The sequence below is a fragment of the Xenorhabdus sp. PB62.4 genome, assembly GCF_014467285.1.
In the GTDB taxonomy this organism is placed as follows: Bacteria; Pseudomonadota; Gammaproteobacteria; order Enterobacterales; family Enterobacteriaceae; genus Xenorhabdus.
Genome location: NZ_NKHR01000028.1, coordinates 22,899 through 37,063, shown reverse-complemented (window position 1 = coordinate 37,063; position 14,165 = coordinate 22,899). Strand labels below are relative to the sequence as shown.

Annotated in this window: 13 protein-coding genes, 2 tRNA genes and 1 pseudogene; 12 read left to right on the top strand and 4 right to left on the bottom strand. The window is 40.7% G+C overall.

Features of this window, described 5'->3' with window-relative positions; translation table 11 throughout:
- Positions 1-120, top strand: a pseudogene (locus tag Xenpb_RS16855) (ISAs1 family transposase); the annotation flags it as partial.
- Between the two features lie 213 nt (positions 121-333).
- Here the strand turns inward: Xenpb_RS16855 and Xenpb_RS16850 are convergent.
- Positions 334-630 (bottom strand): putative quinol monooxygenase, encoded by a 297-nt coding sequence (locus Xenpb_RS16850; protein ID WP_187655381.1) that lies wholly within the window; start codon positions 628-630, stop codon positions 334-336.
- Positions 631-918: 288 nt separating this feature from the next.
- Between Xenpb_RS16850 and Xenpb_RS20535 the strand changes: the two genes are divergently transcribed.
- From Xenpb_RS20535 to rnt, 3 genes are all read left to right on the top strand, one after another.
- On the top strand, positions 919-1,068 hold the full coding sequence (locus Xenpb_RS20535) for a pyocin activator PrtN family protein (RefSeq protein ID WP_368666836.1): 150 nt from the start codon (positions 919-921) through the stop codon (positions 1,066-1,068).
- 72 nt (positions 1,069-1,140) lie between these two features.
- A complete protein-coding gene (gloA, locus tag Xenpb_RS16840) occupies positions 1,141-1,548 on the top strand; it encodes a lactoylglutathione lyase (protein WP_099115285.1) in 408 nt (135 codons plus the stop codon).
- A gap of 231 nt (positions 1,549-1,779) precedes the next feature.
- Complete coding sequence (gene rnt, locus Xenpb_RS16835; protein WP_187655380.1) at positions 1,780-2,439, top strand: ribonuclease T; 660 nt, start codon at positions 1,780-1,782, stop codon at positions 2,437-2,439.
- 103 nt (positions 2,440-2,542) lie between these two features.
- On the opposite strand, the gene Xenpb_RS16830 is transcribed toward rnt, so the two are convergent.
- On the bottom strand, positions 2,543-2,923 hold the full coding sequence (locus tag Xenpb_RS16830; RefSeq protein ID WP_187655379.1) for a Grx4 family monothiol glutaredoxin: 381 nt from the start codon (positions 2,921-2,923) through the stop codon (positions 2,543-2,545).
- A gap of 359 nt (positions 2,924-3,282) precedes the next feature.
- Here Xenpb_RS16830 and sodB point away from each other — a divergent pair, with 359 nt between their 5' ends.
- Both sodB and purR read left to right on the top strand, forming a co-directional pair.
- On the top strand, positions 3,283-3,861 hold the full coding sequence (gene sodB / locus Xenpb_RS16825; protein ID WP_187655378.1) for a superoxide dismutase [Fe]: 579 nt from the start codon (positions 3,283-3,285) through the stop codon (positions 3,859-3,861).
- Between the two features lie 557 nt (positions 3,862-4,418).
- Entirely contained in the window at positions 4,419-5,444 is a 1,026-nt protein-coding gene (gene purR, locus Xenpb_RS16820; protein ID WP_187655377.1) for an HTH-type transcriptional repressor PurR, read from the top strand.
- Between the two features lie 3 nt (positions 5,445-5,447).
- Here the strand turns inward: purR and punR are convergent, their stop codons facing one another.
- Positions 5,448-6,356, bottom strand: a complete 909-nt coding sequence (punR, locus tag Xenpb_RS16815) for a DNA-binding transcriptional activator PunR (protein WP_187655376.1) — start codon at positions 6,354-6,356, stop codon at positions 5,448-5,450.
- A 162-nt stretch (positions 6,357-6,518) separates the two neighbouring features.
- On the opposite strand from punR, the gene punC reads away from it, so the two are divergent.
- Together punC and cfa are read left to right on the top strand one after the other, a co-directional pair.
- The gene (gene punC / locus Xenpb_RS16810; RefSeq protein ID WP_187655375.1) at positions 6,519-7,700 is read left to right on the top strand and encodes a purine nucleoside transporter PunC; all 1,182 of its coding nucleotides are present in this window, start codon (positions 6,519-6,521) and stop codon (positions 7,698-7,700) included.
- Positions 7,701-8,012: 312 nt separating this feature from the next.
- A complete protein-coding gene (cfa, locus tag Xenpb_RS16805; protein WP_187655374.1) occupies positions 8,013-9,164 on the top strand; it encodes a cyclopropane fatty acyl phospholipid synthase in 1,152 nt (383 codons plus the stop codon).
- Positions 9,165-9,277: 113 nt separating this feature from the next.
- Here the strand turns inward: cfa and Xenpb_RS16800 are convergent, their stop codons facing one another.
- Positions 9,278-9,919, bottom strand: a complete 642-nt coding sequence (locus Xenpb_RS16800) for a riboflavin synthase subunit alpha (protein ID WP_187655373.1) — start codon at positions 9,917-9,919, stop codon at positions 9,278-9,280.
- A 264-nt stretch (positions 9,920-10,183) separates the two neighbouring features.
- Here Xenpb_RS16800 and Xenpb_RS16795 point away from each other — a divergent pair, with 264 nt between their 5' ends.
- The 4 genes from Xenpb_RS16795 (at position 10,184) to pykF (ending at position 13,807) form a co-directional block, all read left to right on the top strand.
- Positions 10,184-11,557 carry an MATE family efflux transporter gene (locus Xenpb_RS16795; protein WP_187655372.1) on the top strand — a complete coding sequence of 458 codons (1,374 nt, stop codon included), beginning with the start codon at positions 10,184-10,186 and terminating at the stop codon, positions 11,555-11,557.
- 158 nt (positions 11,558-11,715) lie between these two features.
- Positions 11,716-11,792 (top strand) — tRNA-Val (locus Xenpb_RS16790).
- A 33-nt stretch (positions 11,793-11,825) separates the two neighbouring features.
- A tRNA-Val gene (locus tag Xenpb_RS16785) sits at positions 11,826-11,902 on the top strand.
- A 495-nt stretch (positions 11,903-12,397) separates the two neighbouring features.
- A complete protein-coding gene (gene pykF, locus Xenpb_RS16780) occupies positions 12,398-13,807 on the top strand; it encodes a pyruvate kinase PykF (protein WP_187655371.1) in 1,410 nt (469 codons plus the stop codon).
- The last annotated feature ends 358 nt before the right edge of the window (positions 13,808-14,165 follow it).

Genomic DNA, 14,165 nt, shown 5'->3' with positions numbered 1-14,165 from the left:
TTTAATCGAATTGCATTAAATGTGATTAAACAAAATACCAGTATAAAGGACAGTCAGGCCGCTAAACGCCGAAGAGCAATGTGGTCAGCGGAATTCCGTAGTCAGCTTATATTTGATTAAACTTAATACAAAGTGGAATCCCGCCCTGTAAGGGGGTTTTATTATTCTGAGTAACTTTTTTAATTAACATCATTTAACCAGTGTTTTTCACATTTGCCACCCAATCATCTTCAGCAAGATCGAATACATGAAAGCAAAAAGCCACCACGGGATGTGATGGCGAATAAATAAAATTATCCGTGCAATTCCCATAAATTGCTTATGATATGATGTTTATGTTTTAGTTAACGCACTGTCCATGAATATGAAAATAGGCTCTTTCCGCTTGTATTTATTAATCATGGGGACAAGACGCTGAAAATGCTCACTCGCACAATGGGCATCTAAAGCTACTCGGTCAGGCCATTCTTCTATAAAGATAAAATGACCTGCATCTTTTTGATCAACATATAGGTCGTAAGCAATACACAGGGGTTCACGTTTGGTTGCTTCAATTAACTCACGATAAAGCGGAAGTACAATATCTACAGCGTCAATCTGAATAAAATCTTCTGCAATTACTTTCAACATGTTTACTCCCTCTAGGTTACGTCAAAAGCGACGACACTATAATAACTCACTGTGCGAATTTGTATTAAGATAAATCTAATATGCCGGTATTTTATACATCACCTCTGAATACGGCTGCTTTCTGTTCTCCATCTGCATCATCGCTTTGACCAAGGCTGTCGTTTTTGTGGTTAACATCAACGAATGGCAAGATAATGAATCTGGGCAAATTCCGTTATCAAACATAGCAGAAAGATACCTCAAAATGAGCCCCGGAACTGCTGAACGTAAAGCCAATGAAGGAAAGCTATTCCCACATATAAGTTAAATAACAGCCAGAAGTCACCGCTAATCGTTCATGTAAATGATCTGGCAGCATACATTGACAAGCAAAGAAAGTTAGCTGCAAAGAAACTGGAAAGAATGCAATTTATTAAAAGAAAGGAAAAAACGAACTAAATAAGATATTATTAATAGCCGCCGGGTGCTGGCGATATGGCACCCTAAAACCATAAATATCAAGAGGTAATCATGCGTTTACTCCATACTATGATCCGTGTTGGCGACATGCAGCGCTCGATTGATTTCTATACTCAAGTAATGGGCATGCGTTTACTTCGCACTAGTGAAAATCCAGAGTACAAATATTCCCTTGCATTTGTTGGTTATACTGACGAGAGCCAAGGCGCAGTTATTGAGCTAACCTATAATTGGGGAGTTGAAAGCTACGAAATGGGAACTGCATTTGGGCACATTGCGTTAGGTGTTGATGACGTTGCGGCGACCTGTGAGCGTATTAAACTCGCTGGCGGGAATGTAATCCGCGAAGCAGGGCCTGTCAAAGGCGGAACAACTGTTATTGCTTTTGTTGAAGATCCCGATGGCTATAAGATCGAGCTTATTGAAAACACAAGCGCGAGTAGTGCATTAGGAAACTAATTAACCGATAAGTTTTGAGTTGCAGCCTTGTTGGCTGCTCTCATTCCAGCCACATAGTTCACTATACTCTCAATGATTCCTTTTTTCATAAGCACTCTGCATTTTGAAATCTATTAAGTAGATCCTTTCCATTGGATAAATATTACTTCTGCAAGACATAGCAAATTTTGTCATAATACGTCCTATTCCAGATTTAAAAACAGAATCCTGAAGTTAAGAACTAAAAATCAGATGTCTAATAAAAACGATCAAAACATGCTAAGCGGGCGCTTTCGCGGCTACTATCCGGTTGTCATTGATGTCGAAACCGGTGGTTTTAATGCGCGTACAGATGCTTTACTTGAAATTGCTGCAATCACTTTAAAAATGGATGAGGAAGGCTGGCTGATGCCCGCTGATGCACTGCATTTCCATATTGACCCTTTTGAAGGTGCTAACCTTGATCCTGCCGCTCTGGCATTCACAGGCATTGACCCCACAAATCCCTTAAGAGGGGCAGTCAGCGAATACACTGCATTGCATGCTATTTTCAAAATGATCCGCAAGGGTATGAAAAACACTAATTGCAACCGTGCAATCATGGTCGCCCATAACGCCAATTTTGATCATAATTTTGTTATGGCAGCCGCAGAGCGTTCCGGGTTAAAGCGCAATCCATTTCACCCATTCGCGACATTTGATACTGCGGCTCTCAGTGGGTTGGTTCTTGGTCAGACGATCCTTGCTAAAGCTTGCATCACTGCGGAAATACCATTTGACAGTAATCAAGCACACAGCGCGCTTTATGATACCGATCGAACTGCCCTGCTTTTCTGTGAACTCGTCAACCGTTGGAAACGACTTGGTGGCTGGCCATTACCTTCCGCAGATACTGCTGACAACGAACCCTAATACATTAATTATAATATATTAATTCTGATACATTAAGCCCCACCCCTATTATGGGAATGGGGCTACAGGAATAATTTATCATTCCGATGAATTATTCACTTATTTATTCTTGTTCACGGTATTTGTCAGCAGTTTCTTTGATTAAAGCCTGTAATTCACCGCGCTGGTACATCTCAACAAGAATGTCACAACCGCCAACCAGTTCACCATCAACCCACAACTGAGGAAACGTTGGCCAATGCGCATATTTAGGCAATTCAGCACGAATATCTGGGTTTTGCAGAATATCCACATAAGCAAAACGCTCACCGCAGGCAGATAATGCCTGAACTGCCTGTGCAGAGAAACCACAGCTTGGCAATTTAGGAGAACCTTTCATGTACAGCAGGATTGGGTTCTCACTAATTTGGCGTTTAATTTTTTCAATAGTTTCTTCAGTTGTTGTATTAGTAACTGTGTTAGTGTTCGTATTCATAGTCGTCATTTTTGCTTCCTTAAACTGCAAGTGCTATTCATCAGCATCAGAAAAGTTTGATTCAGAATACCACTTTCTACTCTGATTTTTCTACCGCGAACTTTCCGTGGCAAATTTTTGCCATGATTTACAACAAGTATTCATCAGGTATTTTATCCTAATTAGCCGTATTAAGTTCATGTTATAGTTCAGTTCTACGCCAGTTCGCAGCTAAGTAGCATCTTTTCTCCTGTTATTTAGCAAAAAAGTTGTTAAGATAATTATCAAAACAGCAACATGATAATAAGCTTAAATTTGCTCTGCCCATGATTCAGTATCTAAGTCATGGTTTACAGAGCCAAAAAACCGATATTAAAAAGGAGCATGCAATGTCTTTTGAATTACCAGCATTACCTTATGCCAAAGATGCCCTGGAACCACACATTTCTGCAGAAACTCTGGAATATCATTACGGCAAACATCACAACGCTTATGTTGTAAACTTGAATAATCTGATTAAAGAGACCGAGTTTGCCGGAAAATCACTGGAAGAAATCATCAAAACATCTGAAGGCGGCATCTTCAATAACGCAGCGCAAGTCTGGAACCATACTTTCTACTGGCATAGTCTGTCACCAAATGGTGGTGGCGAACCAACCGGAAAAGTAGCAGATGCTATCAATAGTGCTTTCGGCTCTTTTGCTGAGTTCAAACAGCAGTTCACTGACGCCGCCCTGAAAAACTTTGGTTCTGGCTGGACATGGCTGGTCAAGAAAACTGACGGCAGCCTCGCTATCGTTAATACTTCTAACGCAGCAACTCCACTGACAGGCGAAGATAAGCCAGTACTGACAGTTGACGTTTGGGAACACGCATATTACATCGATTACCGCAATGCGCGTCCTCAATACCTGGAGCACTTCTGGGCTTTAGTCAACTGGAAATTTGTTGAAGAAAATCTGGCTTAATAAGATTAATTCTCGTCCCTGTTTGAAATAACAAGGGCAAGTGCACCTGTTCACCACATTATGAACAGGTGCACCTACCCTTGGAACAAGTAATGTTATACCTCAATTCTTTTTCTCGAACTCGATCAGATAAGGCAAAGGCTTCCCAGAAAAACAATCATGATTAATGCACTGCTGGCAGCCAATAATCCCAACTTCAGATCTGTATCCATAGACTATCCTCAATGTGAAAATTAAGATATCTCAATACCATAAGCTTTAGATGGTTATTTATTGCATTATTTAAAAAACTATACTGTAATCCTTGAACCATACTCTTTATAACATCGATTATTACTTTCACTTTTGAGCTAGATCAGACAAAATTCAAGGTTCATCGCTAAATTATTGCCAACCATCACTCTATATATAAATATATTGGCAAACGCTTAACAAATATCTATATCCAATAGCTTTCAGGTTGCAAAGTGACACAAGTTAGAGCAATCAACCATGTGGCAGCCTGAAAAATGAAGGGTATATAAATTTAGACCATAAGGTCAGGAGTCCTTTTTATCATGGCAACGATTAAAGATGTGGCTAAACGCGCTGGTGTTTCGACCACAACCGTATCCCATGTTATCAATAAAACCCGCTTCGTCGCCGAAGATACAAAGGCTACAGTTTGGGCTGCGATTAAGGAGCTGAATTATTCTCCCAGCGCCGTTGCTCGCAGCTTGAAAGTTAACCACACCAAATCCATTGGATTGCTGGCAACATCAAGTGAAGCCCCTTATTTTGCTGAAATCATAGAATCTGTTGAAAATAGCTGCTATGGCAAAGGCTACACACTGATTTTGTGTAATTCTCATAACAATCTTGATAAGCAGAAAGCTTATCTCGCAATGTTAGCGCAAAAACGCGTAGATGGTTTGCTGGTAATGTGTTCAGAATATCCTGAACAACTTTTAGGTATGTTGGAAGACTATCGTAATATTCCCATGGTAGTTATGGATTGGGGAGAATCCAGAGGGGATTTTACTGATGCAATTATTGACAACGCTTTTCATGGTGGTTACTTGGCAGGTCGTTACCTTATTGAACGCGGCCATCGTGATATTGCATCTATTCCGGGGCCATTGGCAAGAAATACCGGAGGCGGACGTCATCAAGGTTTTCTCAAGGCACTGAGAGAAGCCAATATTACTATTCGGGACGAGTGGATTGTACAAGGTGATTTTGAACCTGAATCTGGTTATCAGGCCATGTGTAAAATCCTGAATCAAAAGCATCGCCCAACTGCTGTTTTTTGCGGTGGTGATGTTATGGCAATGGGTGCAATTTGCGCAGCCGATGAATTGGGATTACGCGTTCCGCAAGACATTTCTATCATCGGTTATGACAATATTCGTAATGCCCGCTATTTTACACCAGCATTAACAACCATCCACCAGCCCAAAGAACGTCTGGGGCAAATGGCCTTCTCAATGCTATTGGATAGGATCGTTAATAAGCGTGAAGATGCACAAACTATTGAAGTCCATCCGCGTCTCGTTGAGCGTCGCTCCGTGGCGGATGGACCTTTTATCGATTATCGCCGTTAATAGTTAATTTTCCTGCAACCACTCAGCATTAAGTGTTTCACTATCTCCAAGATAATTAAGTAACCAACTTAATGCTGGTGAATGGCATTCTTCTGACCATGTTAAGCAACATGGGCTATCAGGCAGTGGTTGTTCAAGTTCCAGTGCAACCAGCTTTCCTTTACGGATCAACGGCAGTGCACGATGCTTGGGCACCATCCCGACACACAACCCATCCATCAGGCAACTCAATCCGGCATCCCAATCAGGCACAACTAATCGCCGTTGGTTATCCAAGGCCCATGTATCGCGTTTAGGTAAGTTGCGCGAAGTATCTTCAAGACACAAACTGGAATAAAGCCGAATTTGATCATCGTTCAGTTTTCCCGATATTGCAGCCAGTTCATGTGCAGGGCTGGCGACACACAACCAGGGCATGAATCCCATATCCCTAAAGCTATATCGCTCACCGACAGGAGAGGCACGTGTCGCCCCAATGGCAACATCTACTCTCTCATCGACAAGAGCATCCCATACCCCATTAAAAACTTCAGGATAGATAAACAATTCAATATCTGGAAAATGGCGGTAAAAATCCAAAATCAACTGAAGTGTCCGCTCCGGCTTTACAACTTGATCAACCGCAATACTGAATTGTCCCCGCCATCCATTAGCCACTTGCTGGCACTGGTGTCGGGTGTGATTCATTTTTTTGATAACAGATCTAGCCTCCTTGACAAAAATAACTCCAGCCTCAGTTAAATCCACATCACGGTGACGACGTTCAAATAAAGGTACTGCCAGCCATTCTTCAAGTTGTTTTACCGTATAGCTGACAGCGGAAGGTACACGATGAAGTTCTGATGCGGCAGCGCTAAAACTTCCTGTTCTGGCAACAGCATCAATAACCTCCAGAGAGTATTCAGACCACATATATATTCCTTTCAAATTTTTTCACAACATGGTGCAAATATTACCGTTTCACAAGTAAAAATCATGCCATATAAAATAAGCCGGGTATCTCCTTATCAACTACCACGTCAAGTTATTAATACTATTTATTAACATTACTTATTAACACCATTTATTAATATTATGGCAACAAATAAAAACTCAATTTCATTCATGTTTTATCTCGCCGGCCTGAGTATGCTCGGCTATTTGGCTATCGATATGTATCTGCCTGCTTTTGATGCAATGAAAGCAGAATTAGGTACATCAGAAAACGCCATTAGTGCGAGTCTTAGCATTTTTCTTGCCGGCTTTGCCTTTGCACAACTTTTATGGGGACAATTATCTGATCGCTTAGGCAGAAAACCTGTTCTTATTATCGGACTATCTCTGTTTTCCATTAGCTGTTTAGGTATGCTTTGGATAACGGATGCCACTCAATTACTGGTACTGAGATTTATTCAAGCAGTTGGCGTCTGTTCTGCTGCGGTTTCCTGGCAGGCTCTGGTCGTCGATAGATATGATACAGAGCACGCCAAACGCGTTTTTGCCATGATCATGCCTCTGGTTGCTCTTTCTCCCGCCCTCGCTCCTTTATTAGGCGCATGGTTATTGATCCATGATGGTTGGAGGATCATTTTCTTTGTTTTAATGATAGTAACTCTCTTACTGTTAATGCCAACACTTTGCCTGACCAATAAGCTCAATAACATTGAAGTAACCACGGATAAGAAGACAGTTTCTTTCCTTACGTTACTAAAATCCCCTGTTTTTAGTGGAAACGTATTGATTTATGCTTCTTGCAGTGCTGGTTTTTTTGCCTGGCTGACTGGATCGCCCATAATTTTGAATAATATGGGTTATGATCCTACCAATATTGGCCTAAGTTATATTCCCCAAACCCTGGCATTTATGATTGGCGGTTATGGTTGCCGTATCTTGCTGGAAAAAGTGAAAAGCGAAACCGTATTCCCGTTCCTATTGGTGGGTTATGCTGTAAGCATGATCATTATTTATTTAATTTCCATATTAAGTGAACCTTCATTTATGGCTATTCTTGCTCCTTTTTGCTTTATGGCCGCAATGAATGGAGCCTCCTACCCTATTGCCGTGGCAAAAGCGCTTTCGGTCTACCCTAAGAACAGCGGTAAAGCTGCTGCATTACAAAATGCTCTTCAATTGGGTCTTTGTTTTGTTGCAAGCTCATTTGTTTCTATCTTTATGAAATATCCTCTCTTATCTACAACAACAGTTATGGCTCTTACTGTTGTTCCAATGGCAATAGGTTATTGGCTACAAAAGAAAAATGTGGAAGAAAACCACTAAACATAAATTAAACAATTTCTCAAAAAAATAATAATTAAGAACATTATTATCTAAAGGTTACAGCATTATGTGACCTTTAGATGATTGTTTAAATATCATTTCACTCATATACTCATACCTATTCTTCATTCTAAAAACTCGGAATTTGAGGTTTTGCAGGGCATTGACGCTCTTCTTAAATTTCAAGGCAGATAGGCAATTTTTTAGTTTAATATCTATATTATTTCTAACAATCCATTATGGCTTTAATATAATAAAAGTCAGCTACAAAACGATACCTCAAAATTCCATCACACAAATGTTGGAGAGTATATGAGTTCATCTTTCGTTGAAGATAAAAAAACAATAACGGATTCTTGGCATAGAATCGCCCATGAATTGCTTCAAGAAGCTGATATTGATATCAATGGCAAACGCCCCTTCGATATACGCATTAAAAATCCTGATTTTTATAAGCGAGTATTGAAAGAAGGCTCTTTAGGACTGGGTGAAAGTTATATGGATGGCTGGTGGGAATGTGATCGCCTTGATATTTTCTTTCATAAAATATTACAGGCCGGTTTGGATCGTCGTATCCCCAAAAATACTAAAGATATTTTGCAGATAATTATCTCTCGTATATTTAATTTACAATCTCCAAAACGAGCCTGGATTGTCGGTAAGGAACACTATAATTTAGGTAATGATTTGTTTACCCGAATTCTTGATCCTTATATGCAATACTCCTGTGGTTACTGGAAAGATGCCAATACCCTGGAAGAAGCCCAATCCAATAAACTCCGTCTTATTTGTGAGAAACTACAACTAGCTCCAGGCATGACTTTATTAGATATCGGTTGTGGATGGGGTGGTTTGGCTGCCTATGCCGCAGAAAATTATGGGGTATCTGTTACTGGAGTCACAATTTCAGCTGAGCAACAAAAATATGCTCAGGAACGCTGCAAGGATCTAGATGTAAAAATTATCCTTGAAGATTATCGAAACCTTAACCTTCAGTTTGATCGCATTGTTTCCGTTGGCATGTTTGAGCACGTTGGCCCCAAAAATTATGACAATTATTTCCAGATAGTGAAACAGAACCTGAGACCCGATGGTCTGTTTCTTCTCCATTCTATTGGTTCTAATATCAATAAATCCGGCACCGATGCCTGGATCACCAAATATATCTTCCCCAACGGTTGCTTACCATCAATTTCAAAAATAGCCAAAGCGACTAATGGAAAATTTGTCATGGAAGATTGGCACAATTTTGGCGCAGATTATGACCTGACGCTTATGGAATGGTATAAGCGCTTTACTGCAAGCTGGCACGAAATAGAACATAACTACAGTCCGCGTTTCAAACGGATGTTCAGCTATTACTTGAATGCCTGTGCAGGTGCATTTCGTGCGAGGGATATTCAACTCTGGCAAATCGTATTTAGTCCGCAAGGTATTGAAAAAGGATTGAGAGTACCCAGATAAAAATTTACTTCATCGCTCGGGTTCGAGAAGCTACAGAAATGTAATTTCTGTAGCTTTCATGTTCAATTCAGGGCGTTGCCACAAAAACATTTACCATAACTTGATAATATTTATTATTCTTCAGGTTGTGACAACAATCTTTCCTGTTCTTTCTGTGCCATCACTCGTTCAACGGTATCCACAATCGCTTGAGTTTGTGGATCAATCTCAATGTTGACCTTTTGACCAAGGCGTTTTTTACCTAGTGTCGTGCGCTCCAAAGTTTCTGGGATCAAGTGGACACAGAAACGGTTATTCACAACGTCCCCTATTGTCAGACTAATTCCATCGATGCCGATAAAACCTTTATGCAGGATATATTTCATCAATTGTTTATCGTGGATCCGAAACCAAATTTCATGATTATTTTCTGAAGTGAAGATCTTGGCAATTTCTGCTGTCGTAATAACATGACCAGACATCAAATGCCCGCCAATTTCATCGCCAAATTTAGCCGCCCTCTCCAGATTGACTAAACCACCGACGTTAAGTTCACCAAGGTTGGTCAAACGCAGGGTTTCTTTCATTAAATCAAAGCTAATTAAATCGCCATCGATCTTGGTTACAGTTAAACAACAGCCGTTATGGGAAACAGAAGCTCCCGTTTCAATTCCGGGTAATAATTCAGCCGGAAATTTAACAACATGGGTCCGAAAGTGCATTTTTTCATCAATGGCAACTATCGGCGCTTTTCCCTGAACGATACCTGTAAACATGGGAACCTCTTTAATCATTTTACATTGCAAAAGTTAGTTTAACCCACTCACCACTTTTAAACACTAGTTTGGTTGAGTGTAGTTTTAGTTGAATATAGTTTACTTTACTTTATTGAGTACAAACATCGTGCAATGATTGGCTTAATAAAATGAGTCCTATACAATAGGAAAGCTTATAAGCGATACATTTTCCACTAACATCGTTTGCTCGCAGAAATATTCTTTGTTTTTCTACTTAATTTTTAATCAAAAAAGGTGTAGTACGTGCAGAAGTATTTAAATGAAGCGCGTAGTTTGCTCGCTTTGGGAATTCCCGTAATCATCGCCCAATTTTCACAAACTGCAATGGGTTTTGTCGATACAGTCATGGCAGGTAAAGCCGGGGCTGTTGAGATGTCAGCAGTTGCCGTTGGTACATCAATTTGGCTGCCAACTATCCTGTTTGGTCAAGGTCTATTGCTTGCCCTAACACCAATCGTGGCACACATGAATGGCTCTGGTCACAGAAAAAATGTTGCTTCTCAGATCCAACAAGGATTCTGGCTTGCAGCTTTCCTTTCTATCTTAATTATCGCGGTATTGTATAACAGCCGTTTTATTATAGAAGCACAACATAACGTTGATCCTGTATTGGCGCAAAAAGCCACAGATTTTATCCATGCCATTATGTGGGGTGCGCCAGGTTATTTATTTTATCAAGTATTACGCGGCCAATGTGAGGGGTTGTCGAAAACCAAACCTGCAATGGTTATAGGTATTGCCGGCTTACTGGTTAATATTCCCGTCAATTATATTTTCATTTACGGTAAATTTGGTGCACCAGCATTGGGCGGTGTTGGTTGTGGTGTTGCAACAGCAACGGTTTACTGGGTTATGTTCCTTCTGTTGCTTGCATATGTAAGGCATTCTCCTGCTCAAAAAGATATTCAAACATTTAGTCATTTTTCAGGCCCTAAATGGCATACCCAAAAACGAATTGCACTGCTCGGCTTGCCTATTGCACTGGCCATGTTCTTTGAGGTAACACTTTTTGCAGTTGTTTCATTGCTGGTTTCTCCGCTTGGCGTCGTCGCGGTTGCCGGACACCAGATATCGCTTAATTTCAGCTCTATGATGTTTATGTTCCCGCTGTCATTGGGGATCGCTGCAACTATTCGGGTTGGTCATAACCTTGGTCAAAAATCAACTGAAGGTGCGAAAATATCCGCTTACACCAGTCTTGTTGTTGGCTTAATCCTTGCTGTTATGACGGCAACGTTCACGGTATTGTTCCGCGAACGCATTGCATTTATGTATAACGACAATCCTGAAGTTGTCATTCTTGCCTCCCATTTGATGTTGTTTGCGGCGATTTATCAACTTTCTGATGCCGTTCAGGTCATTGGCTCAGGCGTATTGCGTGGATATAAAGATACACGTTCAATCTTCTTTATCACTTTCATTGCTTACTGGCTGTTAGGGTTACCTAGCGGATATGTTCTGGCGTTGACTGATTATGTTACTGAACCGATGGGGCCACAAGGTTTCTGGATCGGTTTCATTATCGGCTTGACGGCAGCGGCGTTTATGATGGGTTACCGAATTCTGTGGACACAAAAACAACCTGATCACTCTGTTTTGATACGATCCTCTCGTTAATTCAGTACATTAAGTTATTAATCCAAGGGAAAAGCTGTAAATTCATTCTAAAAGATGTAAATACGAGCAGTTGAACAAGAATTTGCATTTTTTCCCTTGCCAGAAAGCGCAGTGCCCGTTAATATTCGTCCCCGTTGTCAGCCACGGTAATTTAGATTGCGTCCGTAGCTCAGTTGGTTAGAGCACCACCTTGACATGGTGGGGGTCGGTGGTTCGAGTCCACTCGGACGCACCAAATATCAGGTTGACATAGAAAACAGTTTTATGTGCGTCCGTAGCTCAGTTGGTTAGAGCACCACCTTGACATGGTGGGGGTCGGTGGTTCGAGTCCACTCGGACGCACCAAATCTTATCTCACTGCTCCCGAAAGTAATTCCAATTTTTTCTATTCGCTTATTGTCGTTCTTCATTCCATAAAATGGACCAATTGTTCCCCAACCTGTTCTAAACGCCAAAAATTCAACTACACCCTGTTTGCGCAACAACTCACTGATTTTTTTAACATGAACCAGAATATTTCTGCTTTTCTGTATATAAATCTTTTCAAGAACTGTTTTTTTGATTCATTTCACAGAAATTAGTCTCTATAATACGCTCCTGTCATGAGTTGAATGGTTTCAGCTAATTAATTTACCGAATTCAGAAAAAATTACAGATGATTAATCGAACCAAGTCCGCATGTCTGCACATGCTTGACTTCATGCTAAAAAACCATTTGACGCTTTCTGCTATCCGTTTTCCATTATGTTGCGCAACTTACAACTCCAGATGATGTTGGCATAAATGTCAATGGTTGGCGATTCACTCTTTTAATCCATTAAAACCAGTAGATAGATTGTCATGAAAAAAACCAAAATTGTTTGTACTATCGGGCCAAAAACAGAATCCGAAGAAAAATTAACCGAACTGCTCAATGCCGGCATGAATGTAATGCGTTTGAATTTTTCTCACGGTGATTACGAAGAGCATGGTCAACGCATTAAAAATATTCGCGCGGTCACAGCGAAAACTGGCAAAAAAGCAGCAATCCTACTGGATACCAAAGGCCCTGAAATACGTACTATGAAGCTGGAAGGAGGCAAAGATGTCTCTCTTACCGCAGGCCAGATTTTTACCTTTACGACAGATAAATCCATCATCGGCAATCAAGATCGCGTTGCAGTGACTTATGCGGGGCTGCCAGCAGATTTGGTATCAGGTAATACCATATTGGTTGATGACGGTTTGATCGCCATGACAGTCAAAAATGTCACTGAAACTGAAGTTATCTGTGAAGTATTGAACAATGGTGACTTGGGCGAAAATAAAGGCGTTAACCTGCCGAATGTTTCCATCAACCTGCCTGCATTGGCAGAGAAAGACAAACAAGATCTGGTATTCGGCTGTGAGCAAGGCGTAGATTTCATCGCTGCATCTTTCATCCGTAAGCGCTCCGATGTTCTGGAAATTCGTGAGCACCTGAAAGCCCACGCTGGCGAACATATCCAAATTATTTCTAAAATTGAAAACCAGGAAGGCTTGAATAACTTCGATGAAATTCTTGAAGCCTCAGATGGTATCATGGTTGCTCGCGGTGATTTAGGCGTTGAAATCCCAGTTGAAGAAGTTATCTTCGCTCAGAAGATGATGATCGAAAAATGTAATGCAGCTCGTAAAGTTGTTATCACCGCAACTCAAATGCTGGATTCCATGATCAAAAACCCACGCCCTACCCGTGCTGAAGCAGGCGACGTTGCCAACGCTATTTTAGATGGCACTGATGCAGTCATGCTTTCCGGTGAAAGCGCTAAAGGAAAATATCCTGTTGAGGCGGTTTCCATCATGGCAACTATCTGTGAACGTACAGATCGCGTCATGAACAGCCGCATTGAAAATACCAAGATTCAGAAACTGCGCGTTACTGAGGCAGTCAGCCGTGGCGCTGTTGAAATTGCAGAAAAATTGGAAGCACCGTTAATCGTTGTAGCAACCTATGGTGGTAAATCTGCAAGATCTATTCGCAAATATTTCCCTAACGCACAAATTCTTGCTTTGACTACCAATGAAATCACTGCGCGCCAATTACTATTGGTCAAGGGTGTTTCCACTCAGATTGTAAAAGAAATCGCTTCTACTGATGATTTCTACCGCATTGGTAAAGAAGCTGCTTTGGCGAGTGGTATGGCAAATAAAGGCGATATCGTTGTCATGGTATCTGGCGCATTGGTACCAAGTGGCACAACAAACACGTCTTCTGTTCATGTGCTTTAAGACTGTACTTTTTAATCATGAACCTTGTGCTGCCTAACCTCAGGCAGCACAGTCAATCATAATTAAAGCCCATATTGGTATTAAACTGAATTGGGCTTTTTATATTTCCAAGGCGTACCATTATCTTAGTGAACTTTACAATCTATATACAGTTGCATTGAACATATTTCCAAAGTTGAAATAAACCATAATTTTAGTAAACACAGGCTAACACCAGAACCATAATTTATTCGATAGCCTTCTATAGTGATGTTCAATACAGAAATACTTTACTGTTTTTACTCATTGACGTTTAAAACCAATATCTACCACATAACAATAAGTTGCATTACTTTATTGATATTTGGTTTAATTACTT